Below are 21,195 nucleotides of genomic sequence, written 5' to 3'. Positions count from 1 at the left end.
GGCGGTGATGCCGGGAGCCCCTCACGCGTGGTGCGTACCGCTGCCGCGGATCAGTCCTTGATCTCGCAGATCACCGCGCCGGACGTGAGCGCGGCGCCGACCTCGGCGGTCAGGCCCTTGACCGTGCCGGTGCGGTGGGCGTTGATCGGCTGCTCCATCTTCATGGCCTCCAGGACGACGACCAGTTCGCCCTCGGTGACCTGCTGGCCCTCCTCGACGGCGACCTTGACGATGGTGCCCTGCATCGGGGAGGCGAGGGCGTCTCCGGAGGCGGCGCTGCCAGCCTTCTTGGCGGCCTTCCGCTTGGGCTTGGCGCCACCGGCGACCGCGGCCCGGGCCAGCGGCATCCCCAGCGAGGACGGCAGCGAGACCTCCAGGCGCTTGCCGCCGACCTCGACGACGACCGTCTCGCGGGTGTCGGCCTCGGCCTCGTCGGCGCCGGGCGCGGCGAACGGCGGGATCTCGTTGACGAACTCGGTCTCGATCCAGCGGGTGTGTACCGTGAACGGGTCGGCGGAGCCGGTGAGTTCGGGCGCGAAGGCGGGGTCCCGGACGACCGCGCGGTGGAACGGGATGGCGGTGGCCATGCCCTCGACGGTGAACTCCGCCAGGGCGCGGGCGGCCCGCTGCAGGGCCTGCTCGCGGGTGGCGCCGGTGACGACCAGCTTGGCCAGCAGGGAGTCCCAGGCCGGGCCGATGACCGAACCGGACTCGACACCGGCGTCCAGGCGGACACCGGGGCCGGTCGGCGCGTCGAACCGGGTGACCGTGCCGGGCGCGGGGAGGAAGTTGCGGCCCGGGTCCTCGCCGTTGATGCGGAACTCGAAGGAGTGGCCGCGCAGCGCCGGGTCGTCGTAGCCGAGCTCCTCGCCGTCGGCGATCCGGAACATCTCGCGGACCAGGTCGATGCCGGTGACCTCCTCGGTGACCGGGTGCTCGACCTGGAGGCGGGTGTTGACCTCCAGGAAGGAGATGGTGCCGTCCTGGCCGACGAGGAATTCGCAGGTGCCGGCGCCCTCGTAGCCGGCCTCCTTGAGGATGGCCTTGGACGCGCGGTACAGCTCGGCGTTCTGTTCGGCCGTCAGGAACGGCGCGGGGGCCTCCTCCACCAGCTTCTGGTGGCGGCGCTGGAGCGAGCAGTCACGGGTCGAGACCACGACGACGTTGCCGTGCTTGTCGGCCAGGCACTGGGTCTCGACGTGCCGCGGGCGGTCCAGGTAGCGCTCGACGAAGCACTCGCCGCGGCCGAAGGCGGCGACCGCCTCGCGCACCGCCGAGTCGTACAGCTCCGGGACCTCGTCGAGGGTACGGGCGACCTTCAGGCCGCGGCCGCCGCCGCCGAAGGCCGCCTTGATCGCGATCGGCAGGCCGTGCTCCTTGGCGAAGGTGACGACCTCCTCCGCGCCGGAGACCGGGTCGGGGGTGCCGGCGACCAGCGGGGCGCCGGCGCGCTGGGCGATGTGCCGGGCCGCGACCTTGTCGCCGAGGTCGCGGATGGCCTGCGGGGGCGGGCCGATCCAGGTCAGCCCCGCGTCGAGCACCGCCTGCGCGAACTCGGCGTTCTCGGAGAGGAAGCCGTAACCGGGGTGGATGGCGTCCGCGCCCGAATCGGCGGCCGCAGCCAGGACCTTGGCGATGTCCAGGTAGCTGGTGGCAGGAGTGTCACCGCCCAGGGCGTATGCCTCGTCTGCCGCGCGGACGTGCAGTGCGTCCCGGTCGGGGTCGGCATAGACAGCGACGCTGCCGATCCCCGCGTCCCGGCATGCACGGGCAACGCGAACAGCGATTTCGCCACGGTTGGCGATGAGCACCTTGCGCACGATGGGTCCTTCCTTGGCGCTTCGCCGCAACAAAGGGATGCGGCGATTTTAGGGACTGGCGACACCGCGTGCCGACCCGTTCCCTGGGGTGAGCTTTCCCACACGGAGTGTGCTCGGGGCGCCAGTGAGGGACCTAAGTCCCCTGGTATCCCAGGGTAGGCCCGGATTCCCGGGCTCCGGCGCGGGACGCGGTGTGGCCTAGATCTCGAACGTTCCGCATCCAGCGGATCGTCAATTCTTTGTGGAGTCCCTACGAATGGGCGAAGGAAACTTTGCGGGCCGCTCCGTCCGCCGGGCGCGCCGGGAGCGACCGGGAGGCGGTGGCCCGCGCGGCGTCCCGCACCCGCCCGTGCAGAACCCTTGCCCCGGCTATTACCCATTAGTAGCGTGCGCGATGCCCTTCTTGGACTCCGGGCGGCGGCTGTGCGTGCGGCACCGGCATCGGGCCCGGCACTTGGCGGAAGTGGGTGGATGTGGTGGCGCGACGACCGGTGGCCCTGGTCGCGGCGGTGGTACTGGTCCTGGAGGCGGGCGGGATCGTGCTGCTCAACTGGATCCTGAGCATCGTCGTGGACCGGCAGCAGATGTCGCTGGCCGGCCTCGACCCGCGGGCGATGTCCGCCGGCTCCTGGATAGCCGGTGCCGTCTTCGGCCTCTATCTCCTGTTCTGCGCGGGCATCCTGGTCCGCACGGGTGTCCGCGACCGGGCCCCCGGCGGCTTCGCCCGGATCGTCCTCATCAGTGCGGCGGTGGTGCACGGCATCGTCGGCGCCTTCTCCGTCGGCCTGGCCGGCTGGCCCGCGTTCCTCGGGCTGATGGTGGTGCTGGCGCTGCTGGTGCTGACGCTGGTGGCGTACGGGGAGGGGCGGGCCCCCGCGAACGGCGAGGCGGCCGGTGAACCGTCCGCCGGCGGTGCCCCGAACGGACCGCGTCCGGCGGCACCGGGCGCGCTCTGAGTCCCGCGAACTGCCGCCGCCCGGGCGCCCGTCGACGTGCCGCCGGGCGCCGCGACACGCCCGGGTAGGCTCTCCGGGCGGTGTCGTCGACGGGGGATGGTGCGCGGATGCAGGCGCCGGTTGCGGGCGCGGGAGAAGCGGCACAAGAGGTGCGCGGCGGGCGGATCGGCCCGTACGCGGTGCTCCGCCGGCTGGACGACGAGACGCGCGGCCTTCCCGTCCCCGAACGCCGGTTCATCGGGCGGAGCGCGGACGGCGACCGTACGGTCCTCCTCGGCGTGCCGCTGCCGGGGGCCGACCCGGTGCGCTTCCTCGCCGAGGCGGAGGCCTCGCGCTATCTCCTCGGGCCCTGGTCCGCGCCGGCCGCCGAGGTCGCCGCGCCGGGCGGGGCCCCCTGGCACGCCCGCCCGTACGTCCCGGTGATCCCGCTGCCCGGTGCGCTCGCCGTACACGGCGGGCCGCTGCCCGAGCGCACCGTACGGGCGCTCGGTGCGGCCCTGGTGGAAACCCTCGTCATCGGCCACGGACAGGGCCTCGCGCATGCCGGGGTGTCGCCCGGGGCGGTGCTGCTGGCGGCCGACGGGCCCCGGCTCACCTGTTTCGGCGCGGTACGGGCCGCCGCCCCGGACGGCGCCGCGCGCTCCGGGCTGCCCGGGCTGGAGTCCGGCAGCCTGCCGCCCGAACAGGCCGACGGCGGGCCCCCGCAGCCGATGGGTGACGTCTACGCCCTCGGCGCGACGCTGGCGTACGCCGCCACCGGCCATACCGTCCCGGAACGGGAGGAACTACCGGCCGCCCTGCGTTCGGTCCTCACCGCCTGCCTGTCCCGCGACCCGGCGGCCCGGCCGCGCCCCGCCGAGCTGCTGGACGCGCTCGCGCCCCGTACGGCGGAGCCGGCTTCCGGCGGCCCGGCGGACCAGGGCCGGCCCGCGCTCGGGCCCGAGGCCCACGGTGACCCGGCCGGGCGGGCCGCCGCCGCGCTCGGCCCGGGCTGGCTGCCCGGCCGGATCATCGCCGCGCTCGCCCGCCAGTCGGCCGAACTGCTCGCCACGAACGCCCCGGTCCCGCCCGCCGCACCCCAGGACTGACGCCGCCATGCCTTCCCCCCTCACCCATGACGACCCGGCCGCCCTCGGCCCGTACCGCCTCATCGCCCGGCTCGGCAGCGGCGGGATGGGCACCGTCTACCTGGGGCGCTCCCCGGGCGGCCGGACCCTGGCGCTCAAGACGATGCACGCCCGGATCGCCACGCAGGCCGAGTTCCGCACCCGCTTCCGGCTGGAGTCGGACGCCGCCCGGGTCATCGGCGGCCGCCACGGCGCACAGGTCGTCGACGCCGATCCGCTCGCCGAAACCCCCTGGATGGCCACCGAGTACGTGATCGGCCCGCCGCTCGACGAGGCGGTGGCGCTGGCCGGCCCGCTGCCCGAGACGACGGTCCGCGCCCTCGGGGCGGCGCTGTGCGGGGCACTCGGCCAGCTGCACCGCTCCGACGTCGTCCACCGCGACCTCAAGCCGTCGAACATCATGGTCACCGCGTACGGCCCGAAGGTCATCGACTTCGGCATCGCCCGGGCCCTCGGTGACGACCGGCTGACCCACACGGGCGCCGCGGTCGGCACCCCGGCGTTCATGTCGCCGGAGCAGGCCACCGGCCAGGAGCACACCCCGGCCGGTGACGTCTTCGCGCTCGCCGGAGTCCTGGTCTTCGCCGCCACCGGCCGCGGCCCGTTCGGCGACGGCCGGCCCGCCGACCTCCTCTACCGCGTCCGCTACGCCGAACCGGACCTCACCGGCGTCCCCGCCGCCCTGGCCGGCGTCCTCGCCCGCTGCCTGGCCAAGGACCCCGCCGACCGCCCCGACACGGAGCGGCTCGCCACCCAACTCCAGGACGGAACCGGCGACTTCGCCGACCGGCTGCCCGACCCCGTCCTCGCCGAGATCGGCCGGCGGGCGAACGAGGTCTGGCAGGTCGTCCCGCAGCGGCTGCCCGCCCCGCCCGACCAGCCGGCGACCGTCCCGTCCGCCGAGGTGCCCGCCCCGCCCGGCCTCTCCCGCCGGGGGCTGCTGATGGCGGGCGCGGGCTCGGTGCTCGGCGTGGCGGGTGCCGGAGCAGGAGTGTGGGCATGGCTGAGCGGCGGCGCGTCGGCACCGGGGCCGACGGGCCCGTACGAGAAGCCGAAGCCGGGCCCGAGCGTGGGCGCGCTCAAGAAGAAGAAGCTGGACTCGCTGTGGCAGATCCAGACCGGCGGCACGGAGGACGAGGAATCGCCCGAGGCCCCCTTCATGCTGGGTGACGCGGCCGTCCTGCTCGCCCCCACGCAGCTGTACCGCATCGATCCGGCGTCGGGCGCGGTGACGTGGACGGCCGACATCGACGACACCTGGCAGGTCGCCTCGGACGGCAGGAACGTCTACCGGAACGTGCGGGTCGCGCACTACGAGCACGGCAGTGCCTTCCCCAGCACCGTCTCGCGGTTCCTCGCCCGGGTCGACCTCGCCACCGGCAAGGCCGGCAAGCACCTCGCCGAGGTGACGGATCCCCAATTCGGCGGTATCGACAGCCAGTTGCTGGCCGTCGCCGGCGGCACCGCCTACCTGGCGATCTCGCTCGGCAAGGTCAAGGAGTACCTGCGCCAGAACCCCTGGGCGGTGACCGCCGTGGACCTCGCCACGGGACGCCGCCGGTGGACCGAGCGGCTCGCGTTCCGGTCGCAGAAGTCGGACCAGGACCACTTCCTCGCGGCCAGGGTCGTCGGCAACCGGCTGCTGCTCCTGGAGGAGAGCAACGACGGCACGGTCCGGATCGTCGCCCGGGACACCCGTACCGGCAAGGTCGACTGGGACCAGCCGTGGGAGGGCATGGAGCCTGCCGCCGCCCGCCGGCCGCTCACGGCCGACGGCAGCCACCTCTACCTGGGCAGCGGACGACTGCGGGCACTGCGGCTGAGCGACGGCCGGCAGGCGTGGGCGGCGCCCGCCGGAACGGTGCACGGCGTGCCGCTGCTGAAGGACGGTGTGGTGTACGCGGTGCAGCAGGGCCGCGGCCTGGTCGGGACCGATGCCCGCAGCGGGAAGCCGCGCTGGACGGAGAAGGGCGGCGACGGCGCGCAGGCGTCCCTCACCTCCCGCCCCGTCATCGGCACCCGCTGCGCGTACACGTACCACGAGGACGAGGGCGCGCTCCGGGCGATCGACCGCGCCGCGCGCACCACCGCCCGCCTCTACAAGGCCAACGGCGACCGCTTCACCGCGCAGGACCGCGGCAAGGTGATCCTCGCGTCCGGGAAGCACTTCCTCGCCGCCTTCCCCCTCCAGTAGCCCGCCCCGGACCCCGACCGCAGAAAGCTTCCTGCCCATGAACCCCCTCGGCACCGGCGACCCCCTCCGTCTCGGCCCGTACCGCCTGCTCGGCGTGCTCGGCGAAGGCGGCATGGGCAAGGTCTACGTCGGCCAGGACGGCGCCGGGACCATCGCCGCGGTCAAGGTGCTCCGGCCCGAACTCACCCACGAGACCAACCTCGTGCAGCGCTTCGTCCGCGAGGCGCAGGCGGCGCAGGCCGTGACGAGCGGGGGCGTGGCGCGGGTGCTCGGCGCGCAGACCGAGGGCGGCCGGCCGTGGATCGCCACCGAGTTCCTCGCCGGGCCGACCCTCGACGAGGCCGTCGAGGCGTACGGCCCGTTCGACGAACCGGCCGTCCGCGCCCTCGCCGCATCGATCGCCCGGACCCTGACGGACATCCACGCCGCGGGCCTGATCCACCGCGACCTCAAGCCCCCGAACGTCGTCCTGACCTCGACCGGCCCGCGCGTCATCGACTTCGGCATCGCCCGCCCGGAGCACGGCCTCACCCTCACCTCCACCGGACAGGTCCCGGTCACGCCCGGCTACGGCGCGCCCGAACAGGTCCTGGGCCGCCGGGTGGCACCGCCCGCCGACGTGTTCTCCCTCGGCGCGCTCCTCATCTACGCGGCCGGCGGCCGGCGGGCCTTCGACGCCAGCCACATCGCCGCGCTCCAGTACAAGGTCGTCCACGACGAACCCGACCTCACCGGCGTCCCGGAGCCCCTGCGTCCGCTGATCCTCCCGCTCCTCGCCAAGGACCCGGCCGCCCGGCCCACCCCGGCTCAGATCGCCGCGGCCCTCGCACCGCCCAAGGGGGCCGAACGGGCCTGGCGGCGCGGCAAGGTGGCGGACGCGATCAAGGAGCGGGAAACCAGGATCCACGACCTGACCACCGTCGCCGTGGCGCTCACCCCCGGCGCCCCCGGTGCGCCGCCGCCGGTGGTGACGCGGCGCCGGCTGCTCACCGGACTGGCCGTCGGCGGGGTCGTCCTCGCGGGGGCCGGCGGCGCGGCCGCGGCGCTCTGGCCGCGTACCGGGGCCCCGCCCCGCGAGAAGCCCGACCTCTTCGCCTTCCCGCCGGCCGTCAAGACGCCCATGGCGCACGTCCTCGACGCCGACGACGGCGACTACCTCGTCGGCGGCTCACCGAAGCCGCTGTGGGGCCCGATCGACGTGCTCGCCGAGGACACCCCGGCACCGCTGCCGGTACGGGACGTCATCGTCGTCGGCGCGGCCGGCGGCGGCATCGCGGCGTACAACGTCGTGGACGGCAAACGCCGTTGGGCCGCGAAGGGCATCCGGGGCCAGGGCCGCTACCTCTCCCTCTCCGACCGCCTGATCGCCGCGGTCGACACCAAGGGGACGCTGCGCACCTACGTCGCCTCGACGGGCGAACCCCGCTGGACCGCCGACGCCGACGCCGACCAACTCCTCGCCGCGGACGACGAGTCCGTCTACCTCGTCACCAAGGACCACCGGCTCCGCGCCGTGGGCCGCTCGGACGCGAAGGTCCGCTGGACGGTGCGGCTCACCAGCGAATTCCGGGGCACTCTCACCCCGCCGGGTGTCGCCGCCGAGGGCCGGCTGGTGGTCTCCACCGACAAGGGTGACGTACTGGCTTTCGCCACCTCTGATGGGCGCCAGGTCTGGGAACTGCGTAAGCAGTGGGACGGTCTGATCCGGCCGGCAGTTCATGGCTCCACGGTCTACCTCAACGGCAGCACCCTCACGGCCCGGAGACTGGCCGACGGCAAGGAGCTGTGGAAGGTTGAGGCGCGGGACGCGGCATGGCACAAACACCAGGACTGGGGGCCTGCGACCCCGTACGACGGCGATCTGCTCTATGCGACGCATGGAAACTGGGCCCGCAAGATCAAGCGCAGCGACGGAAGTAAGATCATGGAATGCCGTGGAACGGCAGACCTCAGCCGCCCGGTACTCCTTCAGGGGAAGGGCGTCTGGTTCATCGACGAGGACATCTGGAACCAGGTCAACGCGGTGGACCAGCGGAGCGGCTATCCCGTCTGGTCCTTCAAGCTGTCCAAGGCGGACCGCCGCTGGCTGGTGGCCGACGGTAATCGGGTCTTCATCATGAACGGCACATTGCTGTATGCCCTACCGGTGTTCTGAGGTCGGTCCGTCTTTCTGAAACCGCTGAGCTGCGGGATTCAGCAAGTTATTTATCAGGGGGACGCATGACGAAGACACGTGTGAGAGTTGCCGCGGTCGCCTTGGCACTGACCGGCGCTACCTTGACCAGCGGTTTCGCGACGGCGAGCGCTCTTACGCCGACGGCCGCGCGCGGTACTCATGTCGCGCCGACGGGCTGGGGAAGGACCCTGGAGGCGGTGACGGTGCGAAAGGAGCCGTCGTCTCGTTCCACTGCCCTGGCGGTTCTCGGCAAGGGTGTGAAAGTCACCATCTACGAAGGTGCGATCCACGGGAAGTACAAGGCTTGTGGGAAACAAGGAAACCTGTGGCTGCACGTGGCGAAGGACGGCACCAATATTGCGGGGTGGGTCGTCCGCACATGCCTGAAGGCCCCGGGCTGGTAATGCTCGTGGTGCCGGCGGCGCGCCATGAGTAGCTGTTGCCAGCTGCCTCACCGGCCCCTCCCGGTCTGACGTGAGCAGCCGATGGACCGGGCTCCGGAGCGTTCCGACGCCCCGGAGCCCGCGGGCTTGTTACCCCTTCACCGGCGCGTGCTCCCGCAGGACCTCCATGAACGCGCGCATCCATTCCGGGTGGTCGTTCCAGGCGCGGGCGGAGACGATCTTGCCGTCGACGACTGCGGAGGCGTCGACGAAGGTGCCGCCGCCGAGGGCCACGTCGGGGGCGCAGGCGGGGTAGGCGGCGGTGCGGCGGTCCTTGAGGACGCCGAGGGGGGCCAGGGTGATGGCCGCGTGGCAGATGTGGGCGACGGGCTTGTCGGCGTCGAAGAAGTGGGTGACGACGCGGCGGTAGTCGGTGTCATTGCGGAGGTACTCGGGGCCCGGCCGCCGGGCAGGACCAGCGCGGCGTACTCGGCCGGGTCGACCTCGGAGAGCGCCACGTCGGACGGCCAGGAGTGGCCCTCGCGTTCGACGTAGGTGTCGAAGTCGTCGACGAAGTCGTGCACGACGAACCGCAGCTTCTTGCGGGACGGGGCCGCGACGTGGACCTCGTAGCCCTCCTCCAGCAGCCGCTGGTACGGGTAGAAGAACTCCAGGTCTTCGGTGGCGTCACCGGCGACGAGCAGGATCCGGGGCATCTGCGCACTCCTTGGGTGGACGTACCCGGCCCGGTCCGGCCGACCGGGCTTATCGGGTCAATCGGTTCCCCAAGCGGTGACCTGGAATGCGTCGCCGACCGCCAGCTTTCCGGTGGCCGTCACGGAGAACTTCGCGCCCAGGGCGACGCCGCCCTCGGGCACCCGGCGGTAGCCGGCGAGGGTGCGCAGGGGCTCGGGGCCCGCCTTGGTGCCGGTCGCCGGGTCGACGAGGGTGACCGCGCAGCGGATGGCGAGCTTGGTGAAGCCCAGCTCGCCGCCGCCGACCGTGGCCCGCCGGACGCGGTCCTCGGTCTGCGGGACGTCCCAGCCGTCCACCACGATGTTGGGGCGGAAGCGCGTCATCGGGACCGGTGCGCGGCCGGCGGCGATGATACGGGAGTTGAGGTCGTCGAGGGAGGCGCGGGACATGACGTGGACGGCGCTGGAGTCGGCGAAGCCGGAGGTGCCGGGGGTGAGGCCGTCGGTGACCCGGCCGTGCTCCGGCGGTACGCGGACGAGCCGGCTGGGCGCGCCGAGGACCTCGGACAGCCACCCGGCGGCCGCCTCGCCCTGGTCGACGGCCCGGTAGGGCGCGCCGAACATGGTCACGTCCGCCCTGGCGGGCGAGGCGGTGCCGTCCTCGATGCGGTGGTGCAGCGGCTCGGCGCCCGGGGCGGAGAGCGTGAGGTGGGTGCCGTCGGCGCTGACCTCCGGGCGGATCACGGCCAGGCCGGGGTCGGTGCGCTGGCTGCGGAAGACGCCGTCCGCGCCGACGACCAGGAAGCTGCGGTCGTGGGCGAGTCCGGCCTCGGTGAGTTCCATCTCGTCCGCCGGCACACCGGCGCAGCCCTTGACGGGGTAGCTGATCAGTTCGACGACAGTTGCCATAGGGGCAGAGTAGAGGCCGGACGGCCGCCGGGCGTCGGGATCTCCGCGCCCGGTGACGTCAGGCCCCCGGGCCACCGGTCAGGTCTCGGATCCGGTGGTTCAGGTCCACAAGTCGGTGATGCGGACGTCCAGTTCGGCCAGCAGCCGGCGCAGCAGGGGCAGGGACAGGCCGATGACGTTGCCGGGGTCGCCGTCGATGCCGTCGATGAAGGGTGCGGAGCGGCCGTCGAGGGTGAAGGCGCCGGCGACGAAGAGCGGCTCACCGCTCGCGACGTAGGCGGCGATCTCCGCGTCGCTCGGCTCGCCGAAGCGGACCGTGGTCGAGGCGGTGGCGGAGGCCCGGCGGCCGCCCGCCGCGGTGTCGATGACGCAGTGGCCGGTCTGCAGCACGCCGGACCGGCCGCGCATCGACTTCCAGCGGGCGGTGGCATCCTCGGCGTCGGCCGGCTTGCCCAGCGCCCGGCCGTCCAGCTCCAGGACCGAGTCGCAGCCCACGACCAGCGCACCGGCCGCCTCCGGGCGGGCGGCGACCGCGGCGGCCTTGGCCTCGGCCAGGACCCGGGCCAGCTCGGCGGGGGTGTCGGCGCTGACCGCGTCCTCGTCGACGCCGCTGACGATGACCTCCGGTGCCAGTCCGGCCTGGCGCAGCAGGCCCAGCCGGGCGGGGGACTGGGAGGCGAGGACGAGACGGCGGGGGAGCGGCTGTTCGGTCATGCCCGCCATCGTACGGAGCCGGGCCGGGCCGGGAGCGGGCGGACTACTTGCCGAGGACGGCCTGCATGACCTGCTTGGCGATCGGGCCGCCGAGCTTGCCGCCGGCGATCTCGGAGCGCGGGATGTCCATGTCCTTGGGGTCGACGAAGACGGCGACCGCGACCGGGGAGGAGCCGTCGCTCTGCTTGGCGTAGGAGACGAACCAGGCGTAGGGCCGCTCGTCGTTGACGTTCGCGCCGTGCTGGGCGGTGCCGGTCTTGCCGCCGACCGTCACGCCGTCGATCTTGGCCTTGTCGGCGGTGCCCTCCGCGACGGTGTACTCCATCATCTCCTGCACCTTCTTCGCGGTGCCGGCGGAGACGGCCTGGGACATCATCTTCGGCTCGAACTTCTGGATCGTGGTCAGGTCGGGACCGCGCAGCTCGTCGACGATGTGCGGCGTCATCAGCTTGCCGTCGTTGGCGATCGCCGCGGCGACCATCGCCATCTGCATCGGGGTGCTGGTCAGGCTGCCCTGGCCCATGCCGGTGAGCGCGGTCTGCGGCTTGTCGAGCTTGTCCGGGTAGAGGCTCTTGGTGGCCAGCAGGTCGCCGAGCTCCTTGTCGTAGACGTCGGAGTTGAAGCCGAACTTCTCGGCGGTCTCGCGCATCTTGTCCTTCCCGACCTTCAGCGCGGTGTCGAGGAAGACGTTGTTGCAGGACCACTGCATGCCGGTCTTCAGGGATGCCTTGTCGCAGGGCGCACCGGCCACGTCGTTGCCGATCTTGGTGGTGCTGAGCGGCAGCTGGTACGGGGCGGGGGCGCCGGTGTGGGCGTCGATGTCGGTGATCACGCCGTGCTCCAGGGCCGCGGCGGCGGTGACGATCTTGAAGGTGGAGCCGGGGGCGTAGGTCTCGCGCAGCGCCCGGTTGCTGAGCGGCTTGGCCTTGTCGGCGTCCAGTGCCTTGAACTTCCGGCTCTCGGAGTTGGAGATGCCCGCGAACACCGAGGGGTCGTAGGAGGGGGTGGAGGCCAGTGCGAGGACCCGGCCGTTGCGCGGGTCGAGGGCGACCACCGCGCCCTTGGCGTTCAGCTCGGTCAGCCCCTTGTAGGCGGCCTTCTGTGCCTTGGGGTCGATGGTGGTGATGACGTCGCCGCCGCGGGGCTTCTCGCCGGTCAGGATGGCCTGGGCCCGCTTGAGGGCGAGCTTGTCGTCCTTGCCGCTGAGCAGCTTGTTGTAGATGCCTTCGAGGAAGGTGGAGCCCTGGGCCTGGGAGGCGAAGCCGGTGACCGGGGCGTACATCAGGCCGTCGGTGTAGGTCCGCTTGTACTTGAAGTCGCCGGAGGTCGCCACGGAGCCGGTGATCGGCTTGCCGCCCACGATGATGTTGCCGCGCGGGTAGGAGAACGCCTCGATCTTCACGCGGCGGTTGTTCGGGTCATTGGCCAGGTCATCGCCCTGGACGTACTGGACCCAGGTCGCCCGTACCAGCAGAGCCAGCACCAGTACCCCGCAGAAGACGGCTATGTGTCTCAGCGGCCTGTTCATCGCTCTCCCACTCCCCGTCGGCGGCCGACCGGAGGCCGGGCGTCCGAATTGCACTGTCAGGAGGGAAAGATGCGAAAGGCGGGGAGATGGTTGCGGTCGGGAACGGTCGGGGGGTGTGAGCGTTACCTCCCCGGGGCGGCCGTCCGCGGCACCGGCCCGGTTCAGCGATCCGCGAGCATGACCATCAGCAGCACCGCGGTGACGGCCAGCACGATGCCCAGCCGGCGGAGCTTGGCCTGCGCGTCGCGCAGCTCCTCGGGCGGTTCATCGGGCGGATCGGACCACAGCATGTAACGATCCTGTGCCCATGACGCTCGTGGCGCCTGAGTACGCGTACTCAGGCGCCACGGTCCGAGGGACTAGTCAATGCATCATGCATCGATCAGCCGGAGGGGCCGGCCGGCACCAACCGGCCGGTGGGCCGGTCAGCGCGGCCAGTAACTGGTCCGCCAGGCCCGCGGCCCCGGGTGCGGCAGCCGTGACCGCGCCGGGACCGTGGCCGCCGGATCGGCCCATTCGGTCCTGCCCGCCTCGCCGTCCCCGGGCCCGGCGGCAGCGGCCGCCGCGGCCCGGGCCTGCACCACCGCCAGTGCGGCGGCCAGCTCCTCGGGTGTCGGATTGCCCCGTACGACCTTGATCATCGAGACGGCTCCTTTCGCCGGTCTTCGCCGGTCCTCGCCGGTCCTCGCCGTGTACCGGCCGGTCAGAGCGGGATGTTGCCGTGCTTCTTCGGCGGCAGCGACTCGCGCTTGTTGCGCAGCGTGCGCAGCCCCCGGACGATGTGCCGGCGGGTCTCGGACGGCATGATCACCGCGTCGATGTAGCCGCGCTCGGCCGCCACGTACGGGTTGAGCAGCGCGTTCTCGTACTCCTGGATCAGCTCCTGACGCCGCTCCTCCTGCGCCGCGGGCTCCTCGATCGCGGCGAGCGTGCGGCGGTGCAGGATGTTGACCGCGCCCTGGGCGCCCATGACCGCGATCTGCGCGGTCGGCCAGGCCAGGTTCAGGTCGGCGCCCAGGTGCTTGGAGCCCATGACGTCGTACGCGCCGCCGAACGCCTTGCGGGTGATGACGGTGATCAGCGGGACCGTCGCCTCGGCGTAGGCGTAGATCAGCTTGGCGCCGCGCCGGATGATCCCGTCGTACTCCTGGTCCGTGCCCGGCAGGAAGCCCGGCACGTCGACGAAGGTCAGCACCGGGATGTTGTACGCGTCGCAGGTCCGCACGAACCGCGCGGCCTTCTCGCTGGCCTTGATGTCCAGGGTGCCCGCGTACTGCATCGGCTGGTTGGCGACCACGCCGACCGAGTGGCCCTCGACCCGCCCGAAGCCGGTGACGATGTTCGGCGCGAAGAGCGCCTGGGTCTCCAGGAACTCGCCGTCGTCCAGGACGTGCTCGATGGCCGTGAGCATGTCGTACGGCTGGTTGGCCGAGTCCGGGATCAGCGCGTCCAGTTCGCGGTCGGCGTCCGAGGTCTCCAGGTCCGCCTCCTCCGGGAAGACCGGCGGGTCGGAGAGGTTGTTGGACGGCAGGTACGACAGCAGGCCCTTGACGTACTCGATGGCGTCCTTCTCGTCGCCCGCCATGTGGTGCGCCACTCCGGAAGTGGTGTTGTGCGTCCGCGCCCCGCCCAGCTCCTCGAAGCCCACGTCCTCGCCGGTGACCGTCTTGATGACGTCCGGTCCGGTGATGAACATGTGCGAGGTCTGATCGACCATGACGGTGAAGTCGGTGATCGCGGGGAGTAGACCGCGCCGCCCGCGCACGGGCCGACGATCAGGCTGATCTGCGGGATCACGCCCGAGGCATGGGTGTTGCGGCGGAAGATCTCGCCGTACATGCCGAGCGAGACCACGCCCTCCTGGATGCGCGCGCCGCCGGAGTCGTTGATGCCGATGACCGGGCAGCCGGTCTTCAGGGCGAAGTCCATCACCTTGACGATCTTCTCGCCGAAGACCCCGCCGAGGGCCCCGCCGAAGACCGTGAAGTCTTGCGAGAAGACCGCCACCGGGCGGCCGTCGACGGTGCCGTAGCCGGTCACCACGCCGTCGCCGTACGGGCGGCTCTGCTCCATCCCGAAATTGGTCGAACGGTGCCGCGCGAACTCGTCCAGCTCGACGAACGAGCCCTCGTCCAGCAGCAGATCGATGCGCTCACGCGCCGTCAACTTGCCCTTGGCGTGCTGCTTTTCCACCGCGCGGGCGGAACCGGCGTGGGTGGCCTCTTCGATCCGCCGCTGCAGATCCGCCAATTTGCCCGCGGTGGTGTGGATGTTTGCTTCCGGCTCGGACATCGGGATGCGGCTCCTGCTCGTCCTGGACTGGTGCTCGTACTGAGGGTGGTACGTGTGTGGCTACCAATCCGTAGCGTATCGGCGGGACTGCTCAGCGGCACTGCGTCGTTGACCACACCTAGGCTGGTGCCATGACGCCTCAACCACCGGGAAACCGGGACAAAGATGCCGGCCGCTGGAGTGATCTGGGCCGGCCCCGCTGAACGCCACTGCGCTGCGCCGGGCCCTGGTCCGGCCCGACGGCCTGTGGACCGGTCTGGACGTCGTGCCCGCCACCGGCTCCACCAACACCGACCTGGCCGCCCGGGCCGCCAAGGGTGAGGACGAGGGCGCCGTCCTGGTGGCCGAGGAGCAGTCCGCCGGCCGCGGCCGGCTCGACCGCAGCTGGTCGGCGCCCCCGCGCTCCGGCCTCTTCTTCTCCGTCTTCCTCACCCCCCGCGTCCCCCTGGAGCGCTGGGGCTGGCTGCCGCTGCTCGCCGGCGTCGCCACCGCAACGGCCCTGTCCCGCACGGCCGGCGTCGACACCGCACTCAAGTGGCCCAACGACCTGCTCGTCACCGTCCCCAAGGACTCCGACAAGCTCCGTCCAGGGGAGACCTCAATCGGCCAGGAGCGCAAGACCGGCGGCATCCTCGCCGAACGGGCCGGCCCCGGCGTCGTCATCGGCATCGGCCTCAACGTCTCCCTGACCGCCGAGGAACTCCCGGTCCCGACGGCGGGCTCGCTGGCCCTGGCCGGCGCGCAGAACACCGACCGCGACACGCTGCTGCGCGCCGTGCTGCGCTCCCTGGAGCAGTGGTACGGCCGGTGGCAGGACGCCGACGGCGACCCGGTCCGCAGCCGTCTGCAGGAGACCTACGCGGCCGGCTGCGCCACGCTGGGCCGTTCGGTGCGCGCCGAACTGCCGGGCGATCAGGAGATCACCGGTGAGGCGGTCGCGATCGACGGTGACGGGCGGCTGGTGCTGGCCACCGCCGACGCGGTGCAGCAGCCCGTGGGGGCGGGTGACATCATCCATCTGCGCCCGGCGGACGGCTCCTGATGAGCCCCCTCCCGGACCCCGATGTGCGCCCCCTGGTGTGCCCCCGCGCCGGGCGGGCCGACCGGCCCCACCGGGCGGCGTGTCCACACCTCTTCCGTGGTCAGGGCGGACATGTGAGAGTGAGCCAGAGCACACCTGCCGTATCGTTGAGGCGGTCCGCCGGGGAGCGGACCACGGGCGAGCAGTGATCGGAAGGGCAGTGCGCAGGGATCGGACAGGGAGCGGCCGGTGAGTGCCGACGACTCGGGCGTCACCCCGCGCGATGTGGCCACCGAGGGCGATGCCGTACGCGACGTCCCGGCCGGCGACCCCCCGGGGGCCGGCAACGACGGCGACGGCATCGGCGACGAGAACAACATCGCCGTCCGCCTCGAACAGCTCATCCTCGGCGCCGACCGCCGGTACACGCCGTTCCAGGCGGCCCGCAGCGCCGGGGTCTCGATGGACCTCGCGTCCCGCTTCTGGCGGGCCATGGGATTCGCCGACATCGGCCAGGTCAAGGCGCTCACCGAGGCCGATGTGCTGGCCCTGCGCCGGCTCGCCGGCCTGGTCGAGGCCGGCCTGCTCAGCGAGGCGATGGCCATCCAGGTCGCCCGTTCCACGGGCCAGACCACCGCCCGGCTGGCCGACTGGCAGATCGATTCCTTCCTGGAGGGCCTCACCGAGCCCCAGGACTCCGGCCTGACCCGCACCGAGATCACCTACCCGCTGGTCGAGCTGCTCCTCCCCGAGCTGGAGGAGTTCCTGGTCTACGTCTGGCGGCGCCAGCTCGCCGCCGCGACGGGCCGGGTCGTCCGGGCCCAGGACGACGCCGAAATGGTCGACCGGCGGCTGGCCGTGGGCTTCGCGGACCTGGTGGGCTTCACCCGGCTGACCCGGCGCCTGGAGGAGGAGGAACTCGGCGAGCTGGTCGAGGCGTTCGAGACCACCTGCTCGGACCTGGTGGCGGCGCACGGCGGCCGGCTGATCAAGACCCTCGGTGACGAGGTGCTGTTCTCCGCCGACGACGCCGGGGTCGCCGCCGAGATCGGGCTGCGGCTGATCGAGACCATGACCCACGACGAGACCATGCCGGAGCTGCGGGTCGGCATCGCCTTCGGCACGGTCACGACCCGGATGGGCGACGTCTTCGGTACGACCGTCAATCTGGCCAGCCGGCTCACCTCGATAGCGCCGAAGGACACCGTGCTGGTGGACGAGGCGTTCGCCGAGGAGCTGGGCCGGATCGGTGACGCCCCGGTGTCCGAGGCGGACGCCGCGGCCGCGGAGAAGGCCGCCGAGGAGGGCACCGGCGAGCCGCCGCCGTCGTACCGCTTCGCGCTCCAGCCGATGTGGCAGCGCCCGGTGCGCGGACTGGGCGTCGTCGAGCCCTGGCTGCTGACCCGCCGCGGCTGAGCCCGCCGTTCCCCGCCGCGCCCGTTCCGCGGCGCTCGTCCCGGCATGCCCCCTGCGCGCGCTCGGCCCTGTTCCGCGGAGCGCCCGCCTGGCATGATCGCAGCAGTCCGTCAGGTCAACGCTCGTTAACAGGGAGGGCCGGATGCAGGGGCAGGAAGAGGAGCGGCGGTTCGGCGCGGACGGCTGGGTCGCCGTCCGGCGCCACGGTTTCGCGGCGGAACTGGTCATGGACCGGCCCAAGGCGATGAACGCGGTGTCCACGGCCATGGCCGACGCGCTGGCCGAGGCGTGCGCCGAACTGGCCGCGGACCGCTCGGTACGGGCCGTGGTGCTCAGCTCCACCCATGAGCGGGCGTTCTGCGTGGGCGCCGACCTCAAGGAGCGCAATTCCTTCACCGACGCGGATCTGATGCGCCAGCGCCCGCACACCCGCGCCGCCTACACCGGCGTACTGGACCTGCCGGTGCCCACCATCGCCGCGGTGCACGGCTTCGCGCTCGGCGGCGGCTTCGAGCTGGCGCTGGCCTGCGATCTGATCGTCGCGGACGGCACCGCGGTGGTCGGCCTGCCGGAGGTCTCGGTGGGCGTCATCCCGGGCGGCGGCGGGACGCAGCTGCTGCCGCGCCGGGTGGGCGCCGCGCGCGCCGCCGAGCTGGTGTTCACCGCCCGGCGGGTGCCGGCGCCGGAGGCCGCGGAGCTGGGGCTGGTCGACCGGCTGGTCGCGGACGGGCGGGACCGGGCCGAGGCGCTGGAGCTGGCGGCCCGGATCGCCCGTAACTCCCCGGTCGGGCTGCGCGCCGCCAAGCGCGCCCTGCGCCTGGGGCACGGGCTGGACCTGCGGGCCGGACTGGAGGTGGAGGACGGCGCCTGGCGCAGCGTGGCCTTCTCGGGGGACCGCACGGAGGGCGTCGCGGCCTTCAACGAGAAGCGGGATCCGGAGTGGCCCGGGGAGTAGCCCGACAGTAACTCTGCGTAGTCGCATGACTCTCGTTCGTGCCCCTGGCCATCACCAGCCACGACGCGGATAACGCCCAGGTGTTGCTCGCACACTTAAAGGGGGCGAAACGGGTTAAACATTCCTACGCTGTAGTACAGAGCGTGCGCACAGTGACGGAATGTGAGGGTCCGGTGGCGGCTGAGGGCGAGGGCGATGCGAGGCTGCGGGCCGTGGTGGAGCTGGCGCAGGCGATGGCGGCCGCGCACACGCCGCGCGAATCGGCACACGCCGCGGCACAGGGCGTGCGCCAGGCCCTGGCCGGGTCGTTCGCCGCGATCTCGAAATGGGAGCGCGAGCTGGGGCAGCTGCGGGTGCTCGTCAACGTCGGTGAACTCGCCGACGACGAGGAGGAGTTCCCGGACGACGAGAGCTACCCCGTCCATGAGTTCCCGGAGATCGTCGGCTTCCTGCACGAACAGTGGGCCGGCGGCGGCGAACCCAGCGCCTGGGTGGAGACCGCCGACCCGCCGCCCGGCGCCCCGGTGGACTGCGGGGGCGGCGCCGCCAACCGGCAGCGGGTGGCCGCGCTGCGCCGCCGGGGCCGCGGTGCGTGCGTGGTCGCCCCGATCGTGCTGCACGGCCGGGCGTGGGGCGAGCTGTACGTCGCCCGGCCCGCCGGCGCACCGGTCTTCGACCGGGGGGACGCCGACTTCGCGAGCGTGCTGGCCGCCGTCACGGCCGCCGGGATCGCCCAGACCGAGCGGCTGGCCGAGGCCCGCCGGCTGGCCTTCACCGACGCCCTGACCGGCCTGGCCAACCGTCGTGCCGTCGACATGCGGCTGGACGAGGGGCTGGAGCTGCACCGCACCGAGCGGACGGTGGTGAGCCTGGTGGTCTGCGACCTCAACGGGCTCAAGCGGGTCAACGACTCCCGCGGGCACGCGGTCGGCGACCGGCTGCTGGAACGGTTCGGCTCGGTGCTGTCGCTGTGCGGGGCGATGCTGCCCGGCACCCTCGCGGCCCGGCTCGGCGGCGACGAGTTCTGTCTGCTCGCGGTGGGGCCGCCGGCCGACGAGGTGGTCAAGGTGGCCGGTGAACTCTGCGAGCGCGCCGGGGAGTTGGAGCTCGGCGAAGGGGTCGCGGTGGGGGTCGCCTCGACCGGCGACCCGATCGGCCCGGTGCGCAGCGCCCGCCGGCTCTTCCGGCTCGCGGACGCCGCGCAGTACAAGGCCAAGGCGGCGCGGTCGGGCGAGCCGGTGGTCGCCGGCCGGCACGGCGGCAAGGACGACCCGGTGGTCCGCCTCGCGGACGCCCCGGACCGGCGGCCGGGCCCGGAGCGCCGCCGCTTCCGGAGGTGATCCGACGGAGGTGATCCAACAGCCCGGGCCGGGCGGATGCGCGGCCGGGGCGCGAAGATCCGTAAGGGGTGCTTGCGAAACTCGGTGGTGACATTCAGCGATTCAGTCTCTAGGGTGCCTGAATATGGATATGCACACTGTGGTGCTGGGGACGTCCGGCACGACCGCACAGGACGTCATCGCGGTAGCCCGCGGCGCGGCCCGGATCGAGCTGTCCGAGGAGGCCCTCGCCGCCGTCACCGCCTCCCGCGCCTTCATCGACGAACTCGCCGCCAAGCCCGACCCGGTCTACGGCGTCTCCACCGGCTTCGGCGCCCTCGCCGTCCGCCACATCAGCCCCGAGCTGCGCGTCCAGCTCCAGCGCAACATCGTCCGGTCGCACGCGGCCGGCATGGGCCCGCGGGTCGAGCGCGAGGTCGTCCGGGCGCTGATGTTCCTCCGCCTCAAGACCCTGGCCAGCGGCCACACCGGCGTCCGCCCCCTGGTCGTCGAGACCATGACCGCGATACTCAACGCCGGCATCACGCCCGTCGTGCACGAATACGGCTCGCTCGGCTGCTCCGGCGACCTCGCCCCGCTCTCGCACTGCGCGCTGACGCTGATGGGCGAGGGCGACGCCGAGGGCCCGGACGGCGTGGTCCGGCCGGCCGGCGAACTGCTGGCCGCGCACGGCATCGAGCCCGTCGAACTCCGCGAGAAGGAGGGCCTGGCGCTGCTCAACGGCACCGACGGCATGCTCGGCATGCTCGTCATGGCCTGCGCCGACCTCGCCCGGCTGTTCACCTCCGCGGACATCACCGCCGCCCTCTCCCTGGAGGCGCTGCTCGGCACGGACAAGGTCCTCGCCCCGGAGCTGCACGCCATCCGCCCGCACCCCGGCCAGGCCGCCTCGGCCGCCAACATGCACAAGGTGCTGGCGGGTTCGGAGCTCACCGGCCACCACCAGGACGACGCCCCGCGGGTCCAGGACGCCTACTCCATCCGCTGCGCCCCGCAGGTCGCCGGTGCCGGCCGGGACACCCTCGCGCACGCCCGGCTGGTCGCCGACCGCGAGCTGGCCGCCGCGGTCGACAACCCCGTCGTGCTGCCCGACGGCCGGGTCGAGTCCAACGGCAACTTCCACGGCGCCCCGGTCGCCTACGTCCTGGACTTCCTCGCCATCGCCGCGGCCGACCTCGGCTCGATCGCCGAGCGCCGCACCGACCGCCTGCTCGACAAGAACCGCTCGCACGGCCTGCCCGCCTTCCTGGCCGGCGACCCGGGCGTCGACTCGGGCCTGATGATCGCCCAGTACACCCAGGCCGCGCTGGTCAGCGAGCTGAAGCGGCTGGCCGCCCCCGCCTCGGTGGACTCCATCCCGTCCTCGGCCATGCAGGAGGACCACGTCTCGATGGGCTGGTCGGCGGCGCGCAAGCTGCGCACCGCCGTCGACAACCTGACCCGGGTCGTCGCCGTCGAGCTGTTCGCCGCGACCCGCGCCGTCGAACTGCGGGAGGGCCTGACCCCGGCGCCCGCCACCCGCGCGGTGCTGGACGCGGTGCGCGCCGCGGGCATCCAGGGCCCCGGCGAGGACCGCTTCCTGGCGCCGGACCTGGAGGCCGCGTACGCGTTCGTCCGGGACGGGAAGCTGGTGGCGGCCGCGGAGGCGGTCACCGGAGAACTGGCCTGA

At 72.8% G+C, this 21,195-nt stretch carries 15 protein-coding genes and 3 pseudogenes; 10 read left to right on the top strand and 8 right to left on the bottom strand.

Annotated elements, in window-relative coordinates:
* Nucleotides 1–50: 50 nt before the first annotated feature.
* Nucleotides 51–1,820 (bottom strand): acetyl/propionyl/methylcrotonyl-CoA carboxylase subunit alpha, encoded by a 1,770-nt coding sequence (locus OJ254_RS04640; RefSeq protein ID WP_265361365.1) that lies wholly within the window; start codon nt 1,818–1,820, stop codon nt 51–53.
* 476 nt (nt 1,821–2,296) lie between these two features.
* On the opposite strand from OJ254_RS04640, the gene OJ254_RS04635 reads away from it, so the two are divergent.
* From OJ254_RS04635 to OJ254_RS04615, 5 genes are all read left to right on the top strand, one after another.
* Nucleotides 2,297–2,776, top strand: coding sequence for a hypothetical protein (locus OJ254_RS04635; RefSeq protein WP_265361364.1), 480 nt, complete (start codon nt 2,297–2,299; stop codon nt 2,774–2,776).
* A gap of 107 nt (nt 2,777–2,883) precedes the next feature.
* A complete protein-coding gene (locus tag OJ254_RS04630; RefSeq protein WP_265361363.1) occupies nt 2,884–3,864 on the top strand; it encodes a protein kinase family protein in 981 nt (326 codons plus the stop codon).
* 7 nt (nt 3,865–3,871) lie between these two features.
* Nucleotides 3,872–6,097, top strand: a complete 2,226-nt coding sequence (locus tag OJ254_RS04625) for a protein kinase domain-containing protein (protein ID WP_265361362.1) — start codon at nt 3,872–3,874, stop codon at nt 6,095–6,097.
* Between the two features lie 37 nt (nt 6,098–6,134).
* On the top strand, nt 6,135–8,252 hold the full coding sequence (locus OJ254_RS04620; RefSeq protein WP_265361361.1) for a protein kinase domain-containing protein: 2,118 nt from the start codon (nt 6,135–6,137) through the stop codon (nt 8,250–8,252).
* A gap of 65 nt (nt 8,253–8,317) precedes the next feature.
* The gene (locus tag OJ254_RS04615) at nt 8,318–8,677 is read left to right on the top strand and encodes an SH3 domain-containing protein (protein WP_265361360.1); all 360 of its coding nucleotides are present in this window, start codon (nt 8,318–8,320) and stop codon (nt 8,675–8,677) included.
* Nucleotides 8,678–8,806: 129 nt separating this feature from the next.
* On the opposite strand, the pseudogene OJ254_RS04610 reads toward OJ254_RS04615, so the two are convergent.
* The 7 genes and pseudogenes from OJ254_RS04610 to OJ254_RS04580 form a co-directional block, all read right to left on the bottom strand.
* Nucleotides 8,807–9,372, bottom strand: a pseudogene (locus OJ254_RS04610) (DJ-1/PfpI family protein).
* Between the two features lie 57 nt (nt 9,373–9,429).
* Nucleotides 9,430–10,260, bottom strand: coding sequence for an MOSC domain-containing protein (locus tag OJ254_RS04605; protein WP_265361359.1), 831 nt, complete (start codon nt 10,258–10,260; stop codon nt 9,430–9,432).
* Nucleotides 10,261–10,359: 99 nt separating this feature from the next.
* The gene (locus OJ254_RS04600) at nt 10,360–10,974 is read right to left on the bottom strand and encodes a nucleoside triphosphate pyrophosphatase (RefSeq protein ID WP_265361358.1); all 615 of its coding nucleotides are present in this window, start codon (nt 10,972–10,974) and stop codon (nt 10,360–10,362) included.
* Nucleotides 10,975–11,017: 43 nt separating this feature from the next.
* On the bottom strand, nt 11,018–12,502 hold the full coding sequence (locus tag OJ254_RS04595) for a peptidoglycan D,D-transpeptidase FtsI family protein (protein WP_265361357.1): 1,485 nt from the start codon (nt 12,500–12,502) through the stop codon (nt 11,018–11,020).
* Between the two features lie 161 nt (nt 12,503–12,663).
* Nucleotides 12,664–12,792, bottom strand: a complete 129-nt coding sequence (mmpB, locus tag OJ254_RS04590; RefSeq protein ID WP_265361356.1) for a morphogenic membrane protein MmpB — start codon at nt 12,790–12,792, stop codon at nt 12,664–12,666.
* A 135-nt stretch (nt 12,793–12,927) separates the two neighbouring features.
* Nucleotides 12,928–13,143 carry an acyl-CoA carboxylase epsilon subunit gene (locus tag OJ254_RS04585; RefSeq protein ID WP_261955989.1) on the bottom strand — a complete coding sequence of 72 codons (216 nt, stop codon included), beginning with the start codon at nt 13,141–13,143 and terminating at the stop codon, nt 12,928–12,930.
* A 62-nt stretch (nt 13,144–13,205) separates the two neighbouring features.
* Nucleotides 13,206–14,794, bottom strand: a pseudogene (locus OJ254_RS04580) (acyl-CoA carboxylase subunit beta).
* 131 nt (nt 14,795–14,925) lie between these two features.
* Here OJ254_RS04580 and OJ254_RS04575 point away from each other — a divergent pair.
* From OJ254_RS04575 to hutH, 5 genes and pseudogenes are all read left to right on the top strand, one after another.
* Nucleotides 14,926–15,836 (top strand): annotated as a pseudogene (locus tag OJ254_RS04575) (biotin--[acetyl-CoA-carboxylase] ligase).
* 228 nt (nt 15,837–16,064) lie between these two features.
* The gene (locus tag OJ254_RS04570; RefSeq protein ID WP_265361355.1) at nt 16,065–17,231 is read left to right on the top strand and encodes an adenylate/guanylate cyclase domain-containing protein; all 1,167 of its coding nucleotides are present in this window, start codon (nt 16,065–16,067) and stop codon (nt 17,229–17,231) included.
* Between the two features lie 142 nt (nt 17,232–17,373).
* Nucleotides 17,374–18,186 (top strand): enoyl-CoA hydratase/isomerase family protein, encoded by an 813-nt coding sequence (locus OJ254_RS04565; RefSeq protein WP_265361354.1) that lies wholly within the window; start codon nt 17,374–17,376, stop codon nt 18,184–18,186.
* A gap of 233 nt (nt 18,187–18,419) precedes the next feature.
* On the top strand, nt 18,420–19,526 hold the full coding sequence (locus OJ254_RS04560) for a GGDEF domain-containing protein (RefSeq protein WP_265365046.1): 1,107 nt from the start codon (nt 18,420–18,422) through the stop codon (nt 19,524–19,526).
* A gap of 130 nt (nt 19,527–19,656) precedes the next feature.
* Nucleotides 19,657–21,195: a histidine ammonia-lyase gene (gene hutH / locus OJ254_RS04555; RefSeq protein ID WP_265365045.1), complete on the top strand. Its 1,539-nt coding sequence runs from the start codon at nt 19,657–19,659 to the stop codon at nt 21,193–21,195.

The organism is Streptomyces endophytica (assembly GCF_026153355.1).
GTDB classification, from domain to species: Bacteria; Actinomycetota; Actinomycetes; order Streptomycetales; family Streptomycetaceae; genus Streptomyces; species Streptomyces endophytica.
This window is presented reverse-complemented; position numbering and strand designations above follow the sequence as displayed.

Bases quoted from the DNA above. Each gene is read 5' to 3' on its own strand.
- OJ254_RS04630 (WP_265361363.1), top strand. From the start codon at position 2,884: ATGCAGGCGCCGGTTGCGGGCGCGGGAGAAGCGGCACAAGAGGTGCGC.
- OJ254_RS04625 (WP_265361362.1), top strand. From the start codon at position 3,872: ATGCCTTCCCCCCTCACCCATGACGACCCGGCCGCCCTCGGCCCGTAC.
- OJ254_RS04620 (WP_265361361.1), top strand. From the start codon at position 6,135: ATGAACCCCCTCGGCACCGGCGACCCCCTCCGTCTCGGCCCGTACCGC.
- OJ254_RS04615 (WP_265361360.1), top strand. From the start codon at position 8,318: ATGACGAAGACACGTGTGAGAGTTGCCGCGGTCGCCTTGGCACTGACC.
- OJ254_RS04605 (WP_265361359.1), bottom strand. From the start codon at position 10,260: ATGGCAACTGTCGTCGAACTGATCAGCTACCCCGTCAAGGGCTGCGCC.
- OJ254_RS04600 (WP_265361358.1), bottom strand. From the start codon at position 10,974: ATGACCGAACAGCCGCTCCCCCGCCGTCTCGTCCTCGCCTCCCAGTCC.
- OJ254_RS04595 (WP_265361357.1), bottom strand. From the start codon at position 12,502: ATGAACAGGCCGCTGAGACACATAGCCGTCTTCTGCGGGGTACTGGTG.
- mmpB (WP_265361356.1), bottom strand. From the start codon at position 12,792: ATGCTGTGGTCCGATCCGCCCGATGAACCGCCCGAGGAGCTGCGCGAC.
- OJ254_RS04585 (WP_261955989.1), bottom strand. From the start codon at position 13,143: ATGATCAAGGTCGTACGGGGCAATCCGACACCCGAGGAGCTGGCCGCC.
- OJ254_RS04565 (WP_265361354.1), top strand. From the start codon at position 17,374: ATGCAGGGGCAGGAAGAGGAGCGGCGGTTCGGCGCGGACGGCTGGGTC.
- OJ254_RS04560 (WP_265365046.1), top strand. From the start codon at position 18,420: ATGGCGGCCGCGCACACGCCGCGCGAATCGGCACACGCCGCGGCACAG.
- hutH (WP_265365045.1), top strand. From the start codon at position 19,657: ATGCACACTGTGGTGCTGGGGACGTCCGGCACGACCGCACAGGACGTC.